The 20,274-nt window shown below is 72.9% G+C and carries 18 protein-coding genes; 13 read left to right on the top strand and 5 right to left on the bottom strand.

Going from position 1 to position 20,274, the window contains the following annotated elements:
• Positions 1-44: 44 nt before the first annotated feature.
• Positions 45-479 (bottom strand): hypothetical protein, encoded by a 435-nt coding sequence (locus ACWGIS_RS35065; RefSeq protein ID WP_453366552.1) that lies wholly within the window; start codon positions 477-479, stop codon positions 45-47.
• A gap of 134 nt (positions 480-613) precedes the next feature.
• The gene (locus tag ACWGIS_RS35070) at positions 614-1,402 is read right to left on the bottom strand and encodes a hypothetical protein (protein WP_453366553.1); all 789 of its coding nucleotides are present in this window, start codon (positions 1,400-1,402) and stop codon (positions 614-616) included.
• A gap of 237 nt (positions 1,403-1,639) precedes the next feature.
• Here ACWGIS_RS35070 and ACWGIS_RS35075 point away from each other — a divergent pair, with 237 nt between their 5' ends.
• The 5 genes from ACWGIS_RS35075 (at position 1,640) to ACWGIS_RS35095 (ending at position 6,364) form a co-directional block, all read left to right on the top strand.
• Positions 1,640-2,416, top strand: a complete 777-nt coding sequence (locus ACWGIS_RS35075; RefSeq protein ID WP_453366554.1) for a LysM peptidoglycan-binding domain-containing protein — start codon at positions 1,640-1,642, stop codon at positions 2,414-2,416.
• A gap of 111 nt (positions 2,417-2,527) precedes the next feature.
• On the top strand, positions 2,528-3,793 hold the full coding sequence (locus ACWGIS_RS35080; protein WP_453366555.1) for a glycosyltransferase family 4 protein: 1,266 nt from the start codon (positions 2,528-2,530) through the stop codon (positions 3,791-3,793).
• A complete protein-coding gene (locus tag ACWGIS_RS35085; RefSeq protein ID WP_453366556.1) occupies positions 3,790-4,614 on the top strand; it encodes a hypothetical protein in 825 nt (274 codons plus the stop codon). Before ACWGIS_RS35080 ends, ACWGIS_RS35085 begins: the two co-directional genes overlap by 4 nt.
• 75 nt (positions 4,615-4,689) lie before the next feature.
• Positions 4,690-5,700, top strand: coding sequence for a helix-turn-helix transcriptional regulator (locus ACWGIS_RS35090; RefSeq protein ID WP_453366557.1), 1,011 nt, complete (start codon positions 4,690-4,692; stop codon positions 5,698-5,700).
• A gap of 445 nt (positions 5,701-6,145) precedes the next feature.
• Positions 6,146-6,364, top strand: a complete 219-nt coding sequence (locus ACWGIS_RS35095) for an I78 family peptidase inhibitor (RefSeq protein WP_453366558.1) — start codon at positions 6,146-6,148, stop codon at positions 6,362-6,364.
• A 121-nt stretch (positions 6,365-6,485) separates the two neighbouring features.
• On the opposite strand, the gene ACWGIS_RS35100 is transcribed toward ACWGIS_RS35095, so the two are convergent.
• Positions 6,486-7,508, bottom strand: a complete 1,023-nt coding sequence (locus tag ACWGIS_RS35100; RefSeq protein ID WP_453366559.1) for a phosphatase PAP2 family protein — start codon at positions 7,506-7,508, stop codon at positions 6,486-6,488.
• Between the two features lie 499 nt (positions 7,509-8,007).
• Here ACWGIS_RS35100 and ACWGIS_RS35105 point away from each other — a divergent pair, with 499 nt between their 5' ends.
• Both ACWGIS_RS35105 and ACWGIS_RS35110 read left to right on the top strand, forming a co-directional pair.
• A complete protein-coding gene (locus ACWGIS_RS35105; protein WP_453366560.1) occupies positions 8,008-9,657 on the top strand; it encodes an MFS transporter in 1,650 nt (549 codons plus the stop codon).
• Between the two features lie 164 nt (positions 9,658-9,821).
• A complete protein-coding gene (locus ACWGIS_RS35110) occupies positions 9,822-11,012 on the top strand; it encodes an acyl-CoA dehydrogenase family protein (protein WP_453366561.1) in 1,191 nt (396 codons plus the stop codon).
• Positions 11,013-11,066: 54 nt separating this feature from the next.
• On the opposite strand, the gene ACWGIS_RS35115 is transcribed toward ACWGIS_RS35110, so the two are convergent.
• Positions 11,067-11,504, bottom strand: a complete 438-nt coding sequence (locus ACWGIS_RS35115) for a cell division protein SepF (protein ID WP_453366562.1) — start codon at positions 11,502-11,504, stop codon at positions 11,067-11,069.
• A gap of 290 nt (positions 11,505-11,794) precedes the next feature.
• Between ACWGIS_RS35115 and ACWGIS_RS35120 the strand changes: the two genes are divergently transcribed.
• Positions 11,795-12,997 (top strand): DUF5685 family protein, encoded by a 1,203-nt coding sequence (locus ACWGIS_RS35120; RefSeq protein WP_453366563.1) that lies wholly within the window; start codon positions 11,795-11,797, stop codon positions 12,995-12,997.
• Between the two features lie 160 nt (positions 12,998-13,157).
• Here ACWGIS_RS35120 and ACWGIS_RS35125 read toward each other — a convergent pair whose 3' ends face one another.
• The gene (locus ACWGIS_RS35125; RefSeq protein ID WP_453366564.1) at positions 13,158-14,117 is read right to left on the bottom strand and encodes an ABC transporter substrate-binding protein; all 960 of its coding nucleotides are present in this window, start codon (positions 14,115-14,117) and stop codon (positions 13,158-13,160) included.
• Positions 14,118-14,623: 506 nt separating this feature from the next.
• Between ACWGIS_RS35125 and ACWGIS_RS35130 the strand changes: the two genes are divergently transcribed.
• From ACWGIS_RS35130 to ACWGIS_RS35150, 5 genes are all read left to right on the top strand, one after another.
• On the top strand, positions 14,624-15,469 hold the full coding sequence (locus tag ACWGIS_RS35130; RefSeq protein ID WP_453366565.1) for an amino acid ABC transporter permease: 846 nt from the start codon (positions 14,624-14,626) through the stop codon (positions 15,467-15,469).
• A complete protein-coding gene (locus ACWGIS_RS35135; protein WP_453366566.1) occupies positions 15,466-17,241 on the top strand; it encodes an FAD/NAD(P)-binding protein in 1,776 nt (591 codons plus the stop codon). The genes ACWGIS_RS35130 and ACWGIS_RS35135 overlap by 4 nt, the downstream gene beginning before the upstream one ends.
• 305 nt (positions 17,242-17,546) lie before the next feature.
• On the top strand, positions 17,547-18,437 hold the full coding sequence (locus tag ACWGIS_RS35140; RefSeq protein ID WP_453366567.1) for an amino acid ABC transporter permease: 891 nt from the start codon (positions 17,547-17,549) through the stop codon (positions 18,435-18,437).
• Between the two features lie 35 nt (positions 18,438-18,472).
• Positions 18,473-19,225, top strand: a complete 753-nt coding sequence (locus tag ACWGIS_RS35145; RefSeq protein WP_453366569.1) for an amino acid ABC transporter ATP-binding protein — start codon at positions 18,473-18,475, stop codon at positions 19,223-19,225.
• A gap of 53 nt (positions 19,226-19,278) precedes the next feature.
• On the top strand, positions 19,279-20,250 hold the full coding sequence (locus ACWGIS_RS35150; RefSeq protein ID WP_453366568.1) for an ABC transporter substrate-binding protein: 972 nt from the start codon (positions 19,279-19,281) through the stop codon (positions 20,248-20,250).
• Positions 20,251-20,274 lie beyond the last annotated feature (24 nt).

Here is a 20,274-nt window from a genome sequence, read left to right on the forward strand (position 1 = left end):
GGGGCGGCTCCGCGAAGGAGCCGCCCCTTTCCCGTGTCCGCCGCTCAGGTCTCCTTGCGGGGCGCGGGCGGCAGCGCCGCCGGAACGTGGTGCATCCCGGTGCCGTGCTGGCGCGCGCCCGCCTGCCAGACGGTGGGGGTCGGCGAGGGGCGCCCGTGCGGCGACTCCGGTGCGCCCCGGTGCGTGTTCGTGTGCGGGGCGCCGCCCTGACGCGCGGAGTGCGCTCCGGCGCTGTACGAGCTGTACGTGCTGTACGAGTTGTACGAACTGGCGCCGCGCGGGAGGCTCCCGAACGCGGTGAAGGGCGGCTCCTCCTCGCCGTGCCGGTCGCCGGGCAGCGCCCTGAAGGACCGGACCCACTCCGCGTAGAGCGCGTCGTAGATCGGCGTGGCCGAAGGGCCACCCGGCGGATCCTGGGCCGCCCGCGCGGACGGGATCGGCTGGAAGGGCTGGCGGCGGGGGGCGTCGTAGGTGTGCACGTATGTGCCAACGACCCCGCCGCCCAACGGATGCGGTCACCCCACCGCTTTCGCAGGTCAGCCGTTGTGTGCCGGGGCGCGGGGAGGCCGGGGCGCGGCCGGTGGGCGCGCCCCGGTCCGGGGTGCCGGCCGGCTCAGGTGCCCGCGAGGGGCAGGGCGGCGGCGACCAGCTGGCCGCCCGCGGCGGCCTTGTCGAGCGCGTCCCGCAGCAGGTCCTCGCGGGGCTGGCGGCCGATCGAGCCGACCGGCGCCGCGAACAGCAGGACCTGCTGGTGCTTGTTGGCGGCGGCGCGCCAGCTCTCGGTGACCTGGAGCGGCTGGTGCGCCTGCCACCAGGCGACCGGGGAGCCGCCGCCGGTGCCGGGCTGGAGCACGGCGTGCAGCTGGCCCATGGCGAGCAGGACGGACCAGCCGTGCAGCACGGAGGGCGCCGAGTTCAGCTCGGTGACCGGCATGAAGCCCTGCTCGATGAGCAGCGGGAGGAAGTCGTCGCCCAGGCCGTTCGTGCCGGGGCGGACGATCGGTCCGGTCGGCTCCACGACGAGCGCCGGGTGCAGCTCGCCGCTGATCAGGACGAGTCCGCTGGTGACGCCGAGCACGGCCTGCTCGGGGGCGGGCTGCGCCGGTGCGCCCTGGGCGGGCGCGTCATCCGCGCCGATGGAACGGGCGGCGCCCTGGAGCTGCTCCTCGGTGACCTGGACGACCTGTGAGGGCAGGCAGGTGGCGTGGGCGAAGGCCAGGACGGCGGTCTCGTCGCCGATGAACAGGACGGTGCTGGTGCGCTCCTGTTCCGAGTCGCCCGGGGTACGGCAGGACGTGCAGTCGTAACTGCCCGGGGCGTTCTCTCCGGCGAGCAGCCGGTCGGCTTCTTCGTCGCCGATCTCGGCGCGTACGTCGTCGCTGACGTCGAGCATGCGCGGCACGGGTGGCTCCTCGGGATGCGGTACGTGGCGATGCCGGGTGGCTCCCGGCCCATGAACCCGGGGGGTCCCCGGCTCATGAAGAAGACAACGGGCGATCCGTGGCCGGGGTCACGCCCGGGAGCGGACGGAATCGAACCACCGGGCGGGGCCCGCCCCGTCCTCCGACCGGGTGGGCCCGCGCGCCGCACCGGGCGCGGTGCCCGGCCCGACGGCGGCCCGCCGCCTTAGCGTGGCCCGATGCTCGCCGTGTCGATCAAGCGCATCCGGTGCGCGGCCGTGGCCGCCGCCGCCCTGGCCGTACTCGTCCCGGGGTCGGCGTCCGCCGCACCCGTGCCGCTGCCCGGCCCGCGGGAGGTGTCCGCCCCGTACGACTGCGCGGCCCGGGACTGGCCCTGGGGGTGTCTCGCCGAATGCGAGAGCAGCGGCCGCTGGCACGCGAACACCGGGAACGGCTACTACGGAGGGCTGCAGTTCGGGCAGTCCACCTGGAGGGAGTTCGGCGGCCTCGCCTACGCCCCGCGCGCCGACCTGGCCACCCGCGAGGAGCAGATCAAGGTCGCCGGCGAGGTGCTGGCCGTGCAGGGCTGGGGCGCCTGGCCGCACTGCGCGAGGAAGTACGGGCTGGCCGGCCGGGTCCATGTGGTCAAGCCCGGCGAGACGTTGACGTCGATCGCCCGCAAGTACGGCGTCAAGGGCGGGCGCAAGACGCTCAAGAAGGCCAACAAGCAGATGCTCGGGCCGCGTCCCGGCCCGCTGAACCCCGGCACGATGCTGCTCATCCCCAAGGGGGCGGGCCGCGCCCGGGGTGCGGACCGCGTGCTGTTCGGGCCGCCGCTGCCGCGCCCGGACGCCGTTCCCGCGTCCCGGACGCCCGCCTCGGTTCCGCCGCCGCCCGACCTGTCGGCGCTGTCGCTCCTGCCGCCTCTGCTGAACACGGCCGGCCCGCGCCGCAGCCGTCCTGCCGACCCTGATGCACAACACCGCCCAAAGGTTCCCGAATCCCCCTACCGATAGGGCAACCGTTCGGGCACAACACGGTGTTGGTGCCCAACCCCGCACCCCGTCCCCGGGTCTGACCATGCGGTAGGTGGACGAGACAGGAGAACCCAGGGGATTCGGGGACGCATGCATATTTCCTTCCTGATACACAACGCGTACGGCATCGGGGGGACCATCCGGACGACGTACAACCTCGCCGGCACACTCGCCCAGCAGCACGACGTCGAGATCGTCTCGGTCTTCCGCCATCGTGACGAGCCCGTCTTCGCCCCCGACCCGCGGATCCGGCTGCGCCACCTCGTCGACCTCCGGGACGGCCCCGGGTACGACGGCGACGATCCGGCCGCCCGTCGCCCGGCCGCCGTCTTCCCGCGCGCCGAGGGCCGCTACGAGCAGTACAGCGCGCTCACCGACCGGCGCATCGCCGAGCACCTCGCGGGCGTCGAGGCCGACGTCGTGGTCGGCACCCGGCCCGGCCTGAACGTCCACCTGGCCCGGGAGACCCGGCGCGGCCCGGTGCGCGTCGGGCAGGAGCACCTCACCCTGGACAGCCACTCGCCCGCCCTGCGCCGGCAGCTGCGCGCCGCCTACCCGCGGCTCGACGCCCTCACCACGACCACCGAGGCGGACGCCCGCGCCTACCGCGGCCGGATGCGGCTGCCCGGGGTCCGGGTCGAGGCCGTGCCCAACCCGGTGCCCGCGCCCGGCGTCGAGCCCGCCGACGGCTTCGGCAAATGGGTCGTCGCCGCCGGCCGGCTCGTACCGGTGAAGCGGTACGACCTGCTGATCAGCGCCTTCGACCGGGTGCGCGCCCAGCGGCCGGACTGGCGGCTGCGGATCTACGGCGGCGGCAGGCAGAAGGACCGGCTGCGCGCCCTGATCGACGAACTGGGCCTCTACAACCACGTGTTCCTGATGGGGCCCGCCCATCCCATCGAACCGGAGTGGGCCAAGGGCTCCATCGCCGCGGTCACCTCCAGCCTGGAGTCCTTCGGCATGACCATCGTCGAGGCCATGCGCTGCGGTCTGCCCGTGGTGTCCACGGACTGCCCGCACGGCCCCGGCGAGATCATCGACAACGGTGTCGACGGCCGTCTCGTCGAGGTCGGCAACGCGGCGGCCGTCGCCGAGGGCCTCCTGGAACTCATCAACGACGACGGGCTGCGGCTGCGGATGGCCGACGCCGCGCTCAAGGACTCCGCACGCTTCGATCCGGCCCGCATCGCCGAGCGCTACGAGTCGATGTTCTCCGGCCTGTCACGGCGCGCCGGCACCGGTCTCGGCGGCCGGGTGCGGGGATCGCTGCACCGCACGCGCGGAGCGCTGCTCAGTGGTGCGTATGCCGTTCGGGATGCCGGACGCCTGGCCCGGACGAAGGGGGGTACGGCGTGAGGACGCCCGCACAGACCACACCCCGGCACTCCGGGAAGGACACCGCCGTGCCACCGCGCGCCGACTGCATCGCCGACTCCGCTGGCGGACTGACCTTCGACGTCACGGAGACGGGGGAACCGGGCGACGCGCTCCTGGTGCTCCGCCGCCGGGAGGGCACCGAGGAGGTCAGCCTGCCGCTGACCCCGGCCGCGGACGGCCGGCTGCGCGCCGCCCTGCCCAGCAGCGTCGCCCTGCCCGAGGGCCGGTGGGACGCCTACGCCCGGGCGGCCGGCGGCGAACCGCTGCGCCTGGCGCCGGGCGTCAACGACCTGCGCTCGCTCGTCGACCGGATGCCCGGCGGCTCCCGCGGCCATGTCGCCGTCCGCATCCCGTACGCGACCAAGCACGGCAACCTCACCGTCCGCAGCTGGCTGCGCGCGCCGCACGCCGAGGCCGGTGAACTGCGCATCGAGAAGACCGCGTTGCGGGTGCACGGCCAGGTGTACGGCACCTCGCTCGCGCCGGACGCGTACGCGGAGCTGCGGCACCGGCACGCCGGATCCGTACTGCGCGCCGAAGTGGACGCCGACCAGGCCGAGTTCACCCTCGACCTGTCCTACGAGGCGCTCACGTCCGGCATCTGGGACCTGTGGCTGCGCCCGGCGGGGGAGGGCGGGCCGCGGGTGCGGATCGCGCGGCTGCTCGACGACGTCGCCGACAAGAAGGGCATCTTCACCTACCCGAGGACCGGCCTGGAGACGGAGCACGGCCCGGTGGAGGCCGGGCCCTACTACACCCGGGACAACGACCTGTCCGTGGCGGTGACCCCGGCCGGCTGACCCGCCGGAAACAGCGCCCTGCCGATGCTCCCTCGCGGACCGTCCCTGTCCGCGAGGGCTGGCAGACTCGGCGCCATGTTGGAGACCTCGGCACGCCTGCTGCGCCTGCTGTCACTGCTCCAGGCGCACCGTGAGTGGTCCGGCGCCGATCTGGCGGACCGGCTCGGTGTCACGTCCAGGACCGTCCGCCGCGACGTCGACCGGCTGCGCGAGCTCGGTTACCCCGTCAACGCCAGTCCGGGCACGGGAGGCGGCTACCAGCTCGGCGCGGGAGCCGAGCTGCCGCCCCTGCTGCTGGACGACGAGGAGGCGGTGGCGGTGGCCGTAGGGCTGCGGCAGGCCGCCGGACAGGGCATCGAGGGCATCGGTGAGACGTCGGTGCGCGCCCTCGCCAAGCTGGAACAGGTGCTGCCGCACCGGCTGCGCCGCCGGGTGGGCGCCCTCACCGCGTTCACCGTGCCGATGCTCCGGGGCTCTCACGCCTCCACCGTGGACCCCGGCGTGCTGACCGAACTCGCCAACGCCTGCCGGGACTGCGAGCGGCTGCGCTTCGAGTACCTCGACCACGGCGGCGCCCCCACGCGGCGCACCGTGGAGCCGCACCGGCTGGTGTGCTCCGAGCGCCGCTGGTACCTCTTCGCCTGGGACGTCGACCGGGACGACTGGCGGACGTTCCGGGTGGACCGCATCACGCCCAGGCCGCCGCACGGACCGCGCTTCACGCCCCGCACCCCGCCCGCCGGGGACCTGGCCGCGCACGTCGCGCGGGGCGTCTCCACGCGCGCGTACGCCTCCCACGCGGTCGTCCGGCTGCACGTGCCGCTCCGGGAGGCCGAGGAGCGCGTCTCGCCCTCGGCCGGGACGCTGGAGGCGGAGGGCGAGGACACCTGCCTGCTGCGCACCGGGGCCGCGAGCATCGAGGTGATGGTCGTGCACGTCCTGATGATGGACTTCCCCTTCGAGGTGCTCGAACCGCCCGAGCTCCTCGACGCGGTGAGGGCGGCCCGTGACCGTCTGACGGACGCCCTCGACCGCAGTGGATCCGCGGGCTCCGCCCCTTCCGCGACCGGGCCCGCGACGGAGTGATCGCCGGGAGCGCGGAACGCCGCGGGCCGGACGCCGGTGGACCGGAGCCGGTCCGGGTGCCCTGCCGGAGCCGGCGCCATGGTGCTCGCGCCGCCCCCGGGTTCCGCCCGTGCTCCGTCGGGAGACGCGCGGACGTTCTGTCCGGGAACCGCGCTTTTCCCCGCGCGTGGGGTATCCGCGGAGGCCCCGGATTCGGCTCGGGAAAAGCGCGGCGCGACGGCGGCGTACGCCCTTTCGCGCGGCCAATTCGGGGCGCCGCGAACCCCGCTGGGAATTCCCCGCGGGCGCTCGGGGAACGCGCCCAGAACCCCTCGAAGGTGTGACGCAGTCAGGCCGGAACGCGTGTCGTGATCCTGTGACAGAAGTGTGACCGCAGGGGGACGCGTGACGCATGGTGGCCGATCCGGGCTTCCCCGGCCGCGGTGCGCCGCCTAACGTGGCGTGCATGGCACCCATTCCCACGACCCCGCCCGCAGAGCCCGAGGACAACCCGGACACCTACGTCGGACTGGAGGCGAGCAGCGCCGAGGACCGCGCCCGGGAGCGCGGCTGGACCACGGTGCGCTCGCTGCCCCCGGGCGCGATCATCACCATGGAGTACCGCGTGGGGCGGCTGAACTTCGAGGTCGCCGACGGCACGGTCACCCGCTGCTGGAAGGGCTGAGGCACCGCCCCGGCACGGCCGCCGCACGGCACGCGGTACGCAGAAGGCCCCCGGCTCGTCAGGAACCGGGGGCCTTCTGCGCGCGGGGAGACCTGTGCGTACCTGCCCCGCCGTTCCTGGCTCAGCCGCCCGTCACCGGGCGGGCCGAGGTGCCGGTGGTGCGCGGCGCTCGGTCCGCGTGCGGCGGGCGGCGACTGCCGACCGGGGTGACCGGGGTGCGCTCCGAGCGCGCGGTGTGCGGACCGGGGGCCAGGTGGGCGGGCCCCCGGGGCGGCCGGGCCGGGGCCGTCTCGCGGGCGGGGGTCTGGCCCTCGTCGGCGGCGGGCTGCGTCACCATGACGGGCGCGCCGACCGGGGAGGCGGCCGGGGCCGGGACGGTGCCGCCGCGACGGCCGCGCCAGGCGTCGCGCAGCGCGAAGACCCACTCCTCGGCGCGGGCGATCAGCGGCTCGAACCAGGGCAGCGCCAGCAGGATCAGCAGCCCCGCGGCCCAGCCCAGCAGCACGTCGCTCAGCCAGTGCGTACCGAGGTAGACGGTGGTGAGGCCGACGCCGAGCGAGGTGACCGCCGACAGGGCGGACAGCCAGCGCCTGGCCCGCGGGGTCGACGCCAGATAGGCGAGGATTCCCCAGGTCACCACGGCGTTCGCGGTGTGTCCCGAAGGAAATATGTCGCCGCCGAGCCCCATCTCGTTCGAGCCGATGGTGATGGCGTAGTGCGGTCCGAGACGGCCCATGCCGATCTTCGCGGCGCCCACCGTGATGTTCAGCAGGAGCAGCGAGGCACCCAGCGTGAGCAGCGGGCGCAGGGTGTGCTGCCGCCAGGAGCGCCAGCCGAGCCAGGCGCAGACCATCACGGCGGTGGGTCCGCGCTGCCCGAGCACCACGTAGTAGTCGAGGAACGCGTGGATCTCCGGCCACTGCTGGTACGGGCGGAAGAACATGACCTGCCAGTCGAAGCGGACCAGCCACGAGGTGATCGCGACGGCCCACACGATGGCCAGGTAGAAGGCCAGGGTCGCGGCGAAGAGCACGACTCTGTGCCGGCTCATCCTCGGTACGGGGATGTGGGCCGGCCGTTCCGGCTCACGGTCCAGCCGGGCGAAGACCCGCTCCAGACGGGTGAGGTTTCGTTCGGTACGCACCCAATCGACGTTACAGCGAGTGAGCTGTGTTCCTCCGCGATTCACCGGCTTTGTGATGACGATGTGATGTGGGATTGCTCTCAGCGGGCGAATTATTTCTGTGGTTTCGCTATTCGTACGCCGGTCCGGCCTTCAATTCCTTTGATCATTTCGTGTCGTCGTTTTTTGGCTCTTATGAATTCGTTCACCGGGTGTCGGGGCGGAATTGGCCGGGCGCTCACCGAGGGACGGCGGCCGGTCACGACCCGCGGAGTGACCGGACCGGCACCCTGCGTCGCGGACCTCGGGAAACGCCGGCCGGGAGCGTGGCGCACGCCACACCGGGCCCCCGGGAACGTGAGAGGTCCGCCACGTGACACCCGGCGGAACTCGCGTACGCTGACCGTTCACTCGCCTTTCGTTGCGTGGGCCCGGGAGCCGCTCCTTCCGCGCCGCAGCCGCAGGGAGTCCCCACCCCGCGGTTTCCGCCGAGGCGAGGGAACATCTGGGAGGTACGTACATGTCCGGGACGACCACGGCCGCTGCGCGTCGCCGTCGGGAGACCGGGGCCGGTGCCAACCGCTGGGTCGTCCTCGTGGTGCTGTGCGTCAGCCTGCTGCTCGTCGCCGTCGACGCCACCGTGCTGCACGTCGCCGTGCCGGCCGTCACCGAGGACCTCAGGCCCGGCGGGATCGAACTGCTCTGGATCGTCGACGTCTACCCACTCGTCTGCGCCTCGCTGCTCATCCTCTTCGGCACGCTCGGTGACCGCGTCGGCCGCAGACGCATCCTGCTCCTCGGCTACGCGCTGTTCGGGGTCGCCTCGGCCCTGGCGGCCTTCGCGGACACCGCGCAGGTCCTGATCGGGGCCCGTGCGCTACTCGGCGTCGGCGGGGCGATGATCATGCCCGCGACGCTCTCGATCCTGCGGCAGGTCTTCCCCGACCGCCGCGAGCGGGCGCTCGCCATCGGCATCTGGAGCGCGGTCGCCGCCGTCGGCGCGGCCGTCGGGCCGCTGCTCGGCGGTTTCCTCCTGGAGCACTTCTGGTGGGGCTCCGTCTTCCTGGTCAACATCCCGCTGATGCTGGTCAGCCTGCCGGTCGGCCGGTGGCTGCTGCCCGAGTCGACCGGCGACCGCGACGGCCCCTGGGACGTCGTGGGCGCCCTGATGGCGGCCGCGGGACTCTTCGGCGTCGTCTTCGGGGTGAAGCGGCTCGGCGGCGGTGAGCCGCCCCTGAGCCCGGTCACGCTGCTGCCCCTGCTGGTGGGCGGCGTCCTGCTGGCCGCCTTCGTGCGCCGCCAGCGGCGCCGCGAGCAGCCGCTGGTCGACCTGCGGATGTTCGCGCGGCCCGCCTTCAGCACCTCGGTGGGGTGCATCGTCCTCGCCATGCTGGCGCTGGTCGGCCTGGAGCTGATCGCCGCGCAGTACCTCCAGCTCGTACTGGACCTCTCCCCGCTGGAGACCGGGCTGCGGCTGCTGCCGCTCACCGTCGCCGCGATGGCCGCGGGACTGACCGGCGCGAACATGCTGCGCCGGTTCGGACCGCGCACGATGGTCTGCGTCGGCTTCTGCGTGACGGCCGCCGCGGTGATCACCCTCACCGCGATGGGCGGGCACGACAACGCCGGCCTGCTGCTCTTCGGCTTCGTCCTGCTCGGCTTCGGCCTGGAGACCACGCTCTTCGGCGCCTACGAGTCCATGCTCAGCGAGGCGCCCCCGGCGCAGGCCGGCGGGGCTGCCGCGATCGGCGAGACCTCGTACCAGCTCGGCGCCGGCATCGGCATCGCCCTGCTGGGCAGCGTGATGAACGCCGCCTACACCCCCGGTCTCTCCTCCGTGCCGGGCGTCCCGGCCGCCGACTCCGCCGCGGCGGGCCACTCGCTGGGCGAGGCGTACGAGGTCGCGGCGCGGCTCGGCGGCCCCACGGGCGAGGCCCTGCGCCACGCGGCGCGCGACTCCTTCGTGCACGGGCTGCACGTGACCCTGCTGGTGAGCGCGGGGCTGCTGCTGCTGGGGGCGGTCATGGCGCTGCGGCTGCCGCGGGCCATGGAGTGCGGGACGCCCGTCGCGGGCCCGGCCGAGGTGCCCTCGCCCCGGGAGGCCGCCGAATCCCGCCCCGCCCGGGAGTCCGAATCCCACCCGGCCCGGGAGTCGCGCGTCTCCGCCTAGGGTCCGCCTCGATCCGGTCGGCCCGGTCCGTACGGCGGAGCCGGGCCGCGGCGGGGGAGGCCGCCCGGGGCGGGTGGCCTCTGGACTTGCGGGACACTGCCTCGTAACGTCGGCTCCGAAGCCGTAACTAACACCGCTAGTTTTCGCGTGCCGGAGGTTCTGCCATGTCCGCGTCCTCGAAGTCGCCGTCCTTCGACCCAGCCGACCCGCTGGGCATCGACGATCTGCTGGACGCGGAGGATCTGGCGGTCCGCGACACCGTGCGGGCCTGGGCGGCGGACCGGGTGCTGCCGTACGTCGCCGAGTGGTACGAGAAGGGTGAGCTGCCGGGCATCCGCGAGCTGGCCCGGGAGCTCGGCGGGATCGGGGCGCTCGGCATGTCGCTCCAGGGCTACGGGTGCGCCGGGGCCACCGCCGTGCAGTACGGACTCGCCTGCCTGGAACTGGAGGCCGCGGACTCCGGAATCCGCTCGCTGGTCTCCGTGCAGGGCTCCCTGGCGATGTACGCCGTCCACCGATTCGGGTCCGAGGAGCAGAAGCAGCGCTGGCTGCCGTCCATGGCCTCGGGCGAGGTCATCGGATGCTTCGGGCTCACCGAACCCGACCACGGCTCCGACCCGGCCGGCATGCGGACCCACGCCAAGCGCGACGGCGGCGACTGGGTGCTGAACGGGCGCAAGATGTGGATCACCAACGGGTCGGTCGCCGGCGTCGCCGTCGTGTGGGCGCGGACCGACGACGGGATCCGCGGGTTCGTCGTGCCCACCGACACCCCCGGGTTCTCGGCGCCCGAGATCAAGCACAAGTGGTCGCTGCGGGCGTCCGTCACCAGCGAGCTGGTCCTGGACGACGTACGGCTGCCCGCCGACGCCGTACTGCCCGAGGTCACCGGGCTGAAGGGGCCGCTCAGCTGCCTCTCGCACGCGCGCTACGGAATCGTGTGGGGCTCCATGGGCGCCGCGCGGGCCAGTTTCGAGTCCGCGCTCGCCTACGCCAGGACGCGGGAGCAGTTCGGACGGCCCATCGGCGGCTTCCAGCTCACCCAGGCCAAGCTCGCCGACATGGCGGTCGAACTGCACAAGGGGCTGCTGCTCGCGCATCACCTGGGGCGGCGCATGGACGCCGGACGGCTGCGCCCCGAGCAGGTCAGCTTCGGCAAGCTGAACAACGTGCGGGAGGCGATCGAGATCTGCCGCACGGCGCGCACCATCCTCGGCGCCAACGGGATCTCGCTGGAGTACCCGGTCATGCGGCACGCCACGAACCTGGAGTCGGTGCTCACCTACGAGGGCACCGTCGAGATGCACCAGCTCGTGCTGGGCAAGGCGCTCACCGGACTCGACGCCTTCCGGTGAACCCGGTCCCCGTGACCGGTGCGCCGGACGGCGGGGCCGGTGAGCGGCCCTGCCTCAGCTCTGGTTGAAGAAGCCGTCCGCCGGACGGCCCGCCGCCTCGCCGCTGACGATCTCCGTGTGGGCGGGAGTCAGCAGGAAGACCCGGTTGGCGACCCGCTCGATCGTGCCGCGCAGGCCGAAGGTCAGGCCGGCCGCGAAGTCCACCACGCGCTTGGCGTCGGCGGGCTCCATGGACGTGAGGTTCATGATGACCGGGACACCGTCCCGGAAGAGCTCGCCGATGCCGCGTGCGTCACGGAAGCTGTCGGGGGTCACCGTGCCGATCCGGCGGCCCTTCTCCTCGGCCGTCTCGGAAGCGACCTTCACGCGCGGGTCGGTGACCCAGGCCTCGCCGGACTCCTGTCCTTCGGCGTAGTCGTCGTCGTAGTAACGCTCGTCATCGTTGTCGTCGACGAGGCCAAGCCAGGCACTCGCCTTGCGCACCGATCCCATGGACGCCTCCTCTCACAGCGGTCTTTCTTGCTTTCCGCATCCCCATGGTCGTCCATGATGCGGATGTCGCGCCAAGTGGATAGACGCCGCGCGGGGGTTTCGTGACGGTACTGGTGCACAGCGAATCCGTCGAGAGCCCGCGTTTCCCAAGGGTCGTGATGCAAACGGCTGCTGACTAGGAGTGAAATATGATTCTTCACGGCGTACGGGTGACGAGGGGTGCGTACGGGTGAACGGAGGGGCCGGTACGATGCCGCAGCTCAACGTCGTACGAGACACGGGGGAGTGTCGTGTTCGGAATCGTCCGGCCCTGCAGGCATCGCCTGACGGAGGGTCTGAAGACGCAGTGGATGGCGCATTTGTGCGGACTCTGTCTGGCGCTGCGCGGTGACCACGGCCAGTTCGCGAGGATCGTCACCAATTACGACGGGCTGCTGATATCCGTTCTGACGGAGGCTCAGTCCGGCGGCGCCACCGAGGGGCGGCGCACCGCGGGGCCCTGTCCCCTGCGCGGGATGCGGACGGCGTCCGTCGCCCAGGGCGAGGGCGCGCGGCTCGCGGCCGCCGTCTCGCTGGTCCTGGCCGCCGCCAAGGTCCGTGACCATGTCACGGACGGTGACGGCCTCTTGGCCCGCAGGCCCGTCGCGCTCGCCGCGGGCCGGGTTGCCGCCGGCTGGGGCAGGGCCGGCGCGCGCACCGGCTCGGCCGTCGGCTTCGACACCGCCGTCCTCCTCGACGCCGTGGAGCGGCAGGCCGGTGTCGAGGCGCTCGCCGGCCCGGGCACCCCGCTGCTGGCGGTCACCGAGCCCACCGAGACCGCGACCGCCGCGGCCTTCGCGCACACCGCCGTCCTCGCCGGACGCCCGGGCAACGCGGCGCCCCTCGCCGAGGCCGGGCGCCTTTTCGGACGGCTCGCGCACCTGCTGGACGCCGTCGAGGACAGGGAGGCCGACGCGGCCTCGGGCGCCTGGAACCCCCTGACGGCCACCGGCACCCCGCTCGCCGAGGCGCGACGCCTCGCCGACGACGCGCTGCACGGCATCCGGCTCGCGCTGCGCGAGGCCGAGTTCACCGACGGCCGGCTGGCCCACGTGCTGCTCGCGCACGAGCTGGCGCGTTCGGTGGACCGCGCCTTCGGCACGGCCGGGTGCGGTCACGGGGACGCGCACCCCGCCGGGGCCGACGGCGCGTTCGGACCGCCGCCGCAGCAGGGCGCACCGCACGGGCCGTACGACACGCGGAACCCGTACGGCACCGGCAACCCCTTCGACGGCGGGCCCTCGCTCCGGCCGCCGGGGCCGGGCAGGCGCGGGCTCTGGGCCGGGTGCGCCGCGGCGATCGGCCTGTGCTGCACCTGCAAGGTGTGCTGCGCCGACGAGTACGAGAGGCCCTGGTCACGGCAGCGGCGCGAGGGATGGTGCAACAACTGCGACTGCTGCGACGGGTGCGAGTGCTGCGAGTGCTGTGAGTGCTGCTCCTGCTGCGACTGCTGAGCGCGCGGGGTCCGGGGCGCCGGGAACGACGGCGCCCCGGACCCCGCGGTGTGCCGGGTCGGGTGCGGCGGGTCCGCGGTGTGCCGAGCCGGTGTGTCCGGCCCCCGGTGTGCCGAGCCGGTGTGTCGGGCCCCCGGTGTGTCGGGCCCGGTCCCGGGGCTCAGTCCTTGATCTCGGGCGGGGAGATCCGCGACTTCCCGATGCCCGAGCCGGTCGTGCCCCACTTCCGCAGGATCCTCCGGTAGGTCCCGTCCGCGATGAGCCCGTCCACGGCGGCCTGGAAGGCGGGTGCCAGCTTCGTTCCCTTGTCGAAGGCGAAGCCGACGTCGAGCCGGCGGAACTCGTTGAGGAACTTCACGCCCTCCTGATGCGCGACCGCGTAGCGCAGGCCGTTGATCGTGCTCATCACGATGTCGCTGCGGCCCTGCTGGAGCGAGGACCAGATCGCGCCCTGCTCGGTGTAGGTCTGCACCTTGTACGCCTTCTCGCCCGCGTCCGCGCACACCTTCTTGTTCTGCTCCAGCGTCGCCTCGAAGGTGGTCCCGGCGCCCGTCGCGACGTTCAGCCCGCACAGCTGCTTCAGGTCCGTCACCTTCGCCAGCTCGCTGTCCTCGCGGGTGGCGAAGCCCTGGCCGTCGTTGATGTAGGTCACGAAGTCGATCGTCCGGCGGCGCTCGTCGGTCACCCCGAAGTTGCCGGCCCCGAAGTCGTACTTGCCGCTGTCCAGGGCGGGCAGAATCGCCTCGAAACTCGCGGCCTCGCGCTTCAGTTCGATGCCGAGCGTCCGTGCGACCGCGTCCGCGAAGTCGACGTCCTGACCGGCCAGGGTCTTCCCGTCCGCCAGGTAGGAGGTGCCCGGCGGCTGCCCGGAGACGCTGACCGCGACGGTGAGGCTGTGCACACCGGCGGGCAGCAGGCCGGCGGCGGCCGGGTCCTCGTCGACCGAGGAGACGACGTCCTCCACCGGGATCCCGTCCTTGCCGGCCGCGGCCTCGGCGTCACCGCCGGCGGCCGTGCCCGCCGGGTCGCCGGAACCGCACGCCGTGAGCAGCAGGGCCGCGGAGGTGATCAGGGCGAAGGAAACGAGATGGCGGCGGCGGGGCCGCGAGGACGTACTCATGGCGTACGGGTCTCCTGAACAGGCGGAAGCCGGAGGGCGCGTGGGCGGGCAGGCGGATTCACCCCGCTCGCGTGAAGACGGGCGGAGGGCACGGCCGCGGTGGTGCGGAGAGCTGGCGCGAGGGGTGGCGCCGGGGTACGCGTGTGAAGGCGTGGGCGAACGGCGCTCGGGCGCCGGGGAAACGCAGGGGGCACCGGTCGGAAGGGTGCCGGGCGGTCAGCTCAACAGGAAGAGGACCACACTCGACCGAAGTCGATGTGGGAGCGCGTGACCAGCCACTGCTGCGGATGCATGGGCCCAAGTGGAACAGGCATCCGTTTCCGCGTCAACTGCCCTGAGACGCACGGCTCACAGTGTGGACAGCCTTGACAGCGGGGGGAAACGCCCCCGTACTCTCGGCGGACGGCCCTGCTGAGGGGCTCGGCCGTGCGGCGTCCTGGTGGCGCCCCGTGTGACCTGTGTGAAGGCATCACCCGTGTTCGACCGACGTATCACGGAGCTTTCGCATGTCCTCCGACACCCTCGTCAAGGCGGCCCCGCCGCACGAAGCGCCACCCGTGCGCATCGTCCCGCGCCGCCGTCCCGGCCAGTGGTCGGCCGCCGTCGCCGTCCTGGTCCTGCTCGGGCTCGCCGTCAACTCCGTCGTCCGCAACGAGGCGTTCCAGTGGGACGTCGTGGGCGACTACTTCACCTCGGCCTCCGTGCTGCGCGGACTGTGGCTCACGCTCTGGCTGACGGCGCTCGTGATGGCCCTCGGCTTCGCGCTGGGCGCGCTGCTCGCCGCGGGCCGGCTGTCCGCCAACCCGGTTCTGCGATCGGTGAGTTGGGGCTACGTCTGGCTCTTCCGGTCGATGCCGATCCTGGTGCAGCTGCTGTTCTGGTTCAACATCGGCGCGCTGTACCCGCGGATCCTCGGCGTGCGGACGGTCGACCTGCTCGGTCCGGTCACCGTCGCGATCGTCGGCCTCACCCTGCACGAGGCCGCCTACGCCGCCGAGGTGGTGCGCGGCGGCATCCTCTCGGTGGACCGCGGCCAGACCGAGGCCGCCGGGGCGCTCGGGCTCGGCCGGTGGCGGCGATGGTGGCGGATCGTGCTGCCGCAGGCCATGCGCGCCATCGTGCCGCCGGCCGGGAACCTGCTCATCGGCACCCTCAAGGGCACGTCCATCGTCAGCGTCATCGCCGTCCAGGACCTGCTCCACTCCGTGCAGTTGGTCTACCACCGCACCTACCAGGTGATGCCGCTCCTGATGGTCGCCACGCTCTGGTACGTCGTCGTCACCTCGGTGCTCGGCGTCGGCCAGCACTACGTCGAGAAGCACTACGCCCGCGGATCGGAGCGGAACCGATGAGCGCCCCGCGGACGGTGGACCGGCCGTCCCTCGTCATCGTCGGGGCCGGCCCCCGAGGCACCGGGCTGCTGGAGCGGATCGCCGCCAACGCGCCCGAGCTGTACGCCGGTTCCGGCCTCGACATCCATCTCGTCGACCCCTACCCGCCGGGCGGCGGACGCATCTGGCGCGAGGAGCAGTCACCGCTGCTCTGGATGAACTCGCAGGCCCAGGACGTCACCATGTTCACCGACGAGAGCGTCGCCATGGCGGGCCCCGTCCGTGAGGGACCCACCCTGCACGAGTGGGCCGGCATCGACGGGCGCGTCTTCGCGGACCGGCAGCGCCAGGGCGCGTACCTGCGCTGGGTGTTCGAGCGGACAGTGGCCGCCCTGCCGCCCGGTATCGCCGTCCACCACCACGCCCGGCGCGCGCTGCGCGTCGACGGTCCCCGCGAGGGCCGCCAGCGGGTGTGGCTGGAGGGCCGCGCCGAGCCCCTCGTGACGGACGCCGTCGTCCTGACGATCGGTCACCTGGACGCCGAACCCGAGGAGGTGCAACGGGAGTTGGCCGCGTACGCCGCAGCACACGGGCTCGTCCACCTGCCTCCCGACTTCACCGCCGACAGCGACCTGTCCGCCCTGGCTCCCGGTGAGCCGGTGCTCGTGCGCGGCTTCGGGCTGGCCTTCGTCGACCTGGTCGTGCTCCTCACCGAGGGGCGCGGCGGGCGCTACGAACAGGGGGAGTACGTCCCCTCCGGGCGTGAGCCGGTCCTGTACGTGGGCTCCCGCCGCGGCGTCCCGTACCACTCGAAGATCGGGTACGACTGGGAGGGTGAACGCCCGCCGCTGCCGCGGTTCCTGGGGCCCGCCGAGATCGACGCGCTGCTCGCACGCCCGGACGGGTTCGACTTCCGCCGCGACGTGTGGCCCCTGGTCGAGAAGGAGCTGGGGTTCGCCCACTACCACCGCCTCTTCACGGCCCACCCCGAGCGGACCCGCGCCGCCTGGACGGACTTCGAGGAGACGTACGCGGCCGCGGAGGGCGCCGAGATCCAGTCGCTGGTGGCGTCCGCGGTGCCCGACCCCGCCGACCGGCTGGACCTCGCCGCTCTCGACCGTCCGCTCGACGGCGTGCAGTACTCCTCCACGGAGGAACTCCAGCACGGCATTCGCGCGTACGTCGAGGCGGACCTGACGAGGCGTCACGACGTGGCGCGCAGCCCGGACATGGCCGTCTTCCTCGGGCTGCTCTCCGTCTACGGGCAGCTGGTGCGGCTCGGCGACATCGGCTCCTGGTGGCACGGCTTCTTCAGCTACCTGGCGTCCGGTCCGCCCGGGCCCCGGCTGCGCCAGCTCCTCGCGCTGTCCCGGGCCGGCGTCCTGAGGTTCGTGGGCGCGGACATGACGGTCACCGCCGAGGACGGGCTCTTCCGGGCGCGCAGTGCCTCGGTGCCGGGCGCGGTGACCGAGGCCCGCGCGCTGGTCGAGGCGCGGCTGCCGCACCCCACGGTCGAGCGCACCAGCGACTCCCTGCTGCGCCGGCTGTACGCCGAGGGAGCCGCCGCGACTCCCGAAGGGCTGCTCGCCGTCGACCCCGCCGACGGCCGGATCCTGGACCGCTCGGGCTCCCCGCACCCCCGGCGCTTCGCGCTCGGCCCGCACACCGACGCCCGCGGCTCGGGCGCCTTCACCCGGCCCCGTACCGGCGGCCCGGCCTTCCGGCAGAACGACGCCGCGGCCCGCGCCGCGCTGGCCTTCCTGCGCGCGCTCTCCTGTCGTATCGCCGCCTGACGGTACCGCCGCCCGCGGTAGCGCGCCCCGACGGCGCGGATCCTGCCGCGCCACCCTGCGGCCGGGTGCGGTGGCCGGGCCCGCGCCCGGCCACGGCCCCGTCGTCCGCTCGTCGCGGGCCGGTCCGTCCGCCCCCGGCGGCACGGCGGACCGGTACGCGCGGCCGAGCGGCGCCCCGGACGGCCGCCACGAGGGCGCGGCGCACCCGCCAACCGGCCGCCGCACGCGCCAACAGGCCGCCGTACCGCCGAACTCCGCCTCGCCCGAAGCCCCTTCGCCCGCCTCCCACCACGCCCGAGGAACCCATGTCCCTGACCAGCGATCCACCCCGCCCGCCGCTCGCCGCGCCGGCCGTCGAACCGGACGACCTCGGCGCGCTCAAGGTCGTGCCCGTCCGCCACCCCTGGCGCTGGGCGGCCGTCGTCGTCACGGCCGTCCTGCTCGCGCAGTTCGTGCACGGTCTCGCCACCAACTCCGGATGGGAATGGGAGGTGTTCGCCGAGTTCTTCACCGCCGACGTGATCCTCAAGGCCGTCTGGGTCACCCTCCAGCTCACCTTCTACGGAACGGCCCTGGGGTTCGCGCTCGGCATCGTGCTCGCCTTCATGCGGCTGTCGGCCAGCCCGTTCCTCAAGGCGGTGGCGTTCGCGTACATCTGGGCGTTCCGCTCCATCCCGCTCATCGTGCAGCTGCTCTTCTGGTTCAACCTGGCCTACCTCTACAAGGAGCTGCAGTTCGGCATCCCCTTCGGGCCCGGCTTCCTCTCCTTCGACACGATGGGCCTGGTCGGCGCGATGAGCGCGGCCGTGCTCGGGCTCGCCCTGCACCAGGCGGCGTACGCGGCCGAGATCGTCCGGGGCGGCGTACTCGCGGTGGACGGCGGCCAGTTGGAGGCGGCGGCCGCCCTCGGCATCCCGAAGGTCCGGCAGATCCGGCGGATCGTCCTGCCGCAGGCGATGCGCTCCATCCTGCCGAACGCGGCCAACGAGGTGATCTCCCTCTTCAAGGGCACCTCGATCGTCTCGGTCATGGCGATCGGCGAGCTGTTCTACCAGGTCCAGGTGATCTACGGGCGCAACGGCCGCGTCGTCCCCCTGCTGATGGTCGCCACCGCCTGGTACATCCTCCTGACCACCGCGCTCTCGATCCTCCAGCACTACGTCGAACGCCACTTCGCGAAGGGAACCGCCCGATGAGCGCGCCCACCGGACCCGCCGGCACGGCCACCCCCATGGTCGACATCAAGTCCGTCCACAAGAGCTTCGGTGCGCTGGAGGTGCTCAAGGGCGTCGACCTCGCCGTACGGACGGGGGAGGTCACCGTCATCCTCGGACCCTCCGGCTCCGGCAAGTCGACGCTGCTGCGCACCATCAACCACCTGGAGAAGGTCGACCAGGGCTGGATCAGCGTCGACGGCACCCTCGTCGGCTACCGGCGCTCCGGCGACAAGCTGTACGAACTGCGCGAACGCGAGATCCTGCGGCAGCGCACCCGGATCGGCTTCGTCTTCCAGAACTTCAACCTCTTCCCGCACCTCACCGTCCTGGACAACATCGTCGAGGCCCCGGTGTCCGCGCTGAAGCGCCCGCGCCGGGCGGCCGTCGAGACCGCGCGCGGACTGCTCGACCGGGTCGGCCTCGCCGACAAGGCGGACGCCTACCCGAAGCAGCTGTCGGGCGGCCAGCAGCAGCGCGTCGCCATCGCCCGCGCGCTCGCCCTGGAACCGAGGCTTCTCCTCTTCGACGAGCCGACCTCGGCTCTCGACCCCGAGCTGGTCGGCGAGGTGCTCGACGTCATCAAGGACCTGGCCCACCAGGGCACCACGATGATCGTCGTCACCCACGAGATCGGCTTCGCCCGGGAGGTCGCCGACACCGTCGTCTTCATGGACGACGGCCGCATCGTCGAACAGGGCACGCCCGGCGACGTACTCGACCGTCCGCGGCACGAACGCACCCGCGCGTTCCTCTCCAAGGTCCTCTGACCTCCCTGATCCCCCTCACCGCCAACTTGCCGACAAACAAGAGGAGTTCCACCATGCTGTCCCGACGTACCCTCGCCGCCTCCCTCGCCGCGCTCGTCGCCGCTCCGCTGCTCAGCGCCTGCGGCGGTGACAGCGACGCGGCGACCGGGACGGGCGCCTCCGGCACCAGGAAGGTCGGCGGCATCAACATCGGCCCCGACCAGCACCGCGTCCGCGGCGAGAAGGTCGACAGGATCGCCGCGCTCGTGCCGGCGGCGATCCGTGAGCGCGGCACGCTGAAGCTGGGCCAGAGCGCCGACGCCTCCCCGCCGCTCGGCTTCTACGCGACCGACGACAAGACCCGCATCGGCTCCGAGATCGACCTCGCGACCCTGGTCGCCGACACCCTCGGACTGAAGCTCGACAACGACGAGGTGTCCTGGGAGAACCTCTTCGTCGGCCTCGACAGCGGCAAGTTCGACGCCGTCTTCTCCAACGTGACCGTCACCGAGGAGCGCAAGGAGAAGTACGACTTCGCCACCTACCGCCTCGACAACATCGCGTTCGAGGCGAAGAAGGGCACGTCCTGGAAGGTGGAGAAGCCCGAGGACGTGGCGGGCAGGACCATCGCCGTGTCCTCGGGGACCAACCAGGAGAAGATCCTCGTCGACTGGAGCAGACAGAACGAGAAGGCCGGACGCGAGCCCGTCTCCATCAAGTACTTCCAGAAGGACACGGACTACTACCTGGCACTCCAGTCCGGCCGCATCGACGCCTATCTCGGCCCCAGCCCGTCCGCCGCTTACCACGTGGCGTCCGCCGGCCAGAGCGAGATCGTCGGCACGCTCTCCGGTGCCGGGGACGAACTCCAGGGCAAGATCGCCGCCACCACCAGGAAGGACAGCGGCCTCGTCGACGCCTACGCGGCGGCCCTCGACCACGTCATCGAGAACGGCTCCTACGCCAAGGTCCTCAAGCGCTGGGGCCTGAGCAGCGAGGCCGTGTCGAAGTCCGAGATCAACCCGCCCGGACTCCCGAAGACCTGATCCCGCTCCGGCGGCCGCGCACCC

This window comes from Streptomyces sp. NPDC054842, from assembly GCF_053611025.1.

Bases quoted from the DNA above. Each gene is read 5' to 3' on its own strand.
- ACWGIS_RS35075 (WP_453366554.1), top strand. From the start codon at position 1,640: ATGCTCGCCGTGTCGATCAAGCGCATCCGGTGCGCGGCCGTGGCCGCC.
- ACWGIS_RS35080 (WP_453366555.1), top strand. From the start codon at position 2,528: ATGCATATTTCCTTCCTGATACACAACGCGTACGGCATCGGGGGGACC.
- ACWGIS_RS35090 (WP_453366557.1), top strand. From the start codon at position 4,690: ATGTTGGAGACCTCGGCACGCCTGCTGCGCCTGCTGTCACTGCTCCAG.
- ACWGIS_RS35095 (WP_453366558.1), top strand. From the start codon at position 6,146: ATGGCACCCATTCCCACGACCCCGCCCGCAGAGCCCGAGGACAACCCG.
- ACWGIS_RS35105 (WP_453366560.1), top strand. From the start codon at position 8,008: ATGTCCGGGACGACCACGGCCGCTGCGCGTCGCCGTCGGGAGACCGGG.
- ACWGIS_RS35110 (WP_453366561.1), top strand. From the start codon at position 9,822: ATGTCCGCGTCCTCGAAGTCGCCGTCCTTCGACCCAGCCGACCCGCTG.
- ACWGIS_RS35115 (WP_453366562.1), bottom strand. From the start codon at position 11,504: ATGGGATCGGTGCGCAAGGCGAGTGCCTGGCTTGGCCTCGTCGACGAC.
- ACWGIS_RS35125 (WP_453366564.1), bottom strand. From the start codon at position 14,117: ATGAGTACGTCCTCGCGGCCCCGCCGCCGCCATCTCGTTTCCTTCGCC.
- ACWGIS_RS35130 (WP_453366565.1), top strand. From the start codon at position 14,624: ATGTCCTCCGACACCCTCGTCAAGGCGGCCCCGCCGCACGAAGCGCCA.
- ACWGIS_RS35135 (WP_453366566.1), top strand. From the start codon at position 15,466: ATGAGCGCCCCGCGGACGGTGGACCGGCCGTCCCTCGTCATCGTCGGG.
- ACWGIS_RS35140 (WP_453366567.1), top strand. From the start codon at position 17,547: ATGTCCCTGACCAGCGATCCACCCCGCCCGCCGCTCGCCGCGCCGGCC.
- ACWGIS_RS35145 (WP_453366569.1), top strand. From the start codon at position 18,473: ATGGTCGACATCAAGTCCGTCCACAAGAGCTTCGGTGCGCTGGAGGTG.
- ACWGIS_RS35150 (WP_453366568.1), top strand. From the start codon at position 19,279: ATGCTGTCCCGACGTACCCTCGCCGCCTCCCTCGCCGCGCTCGTCGCC.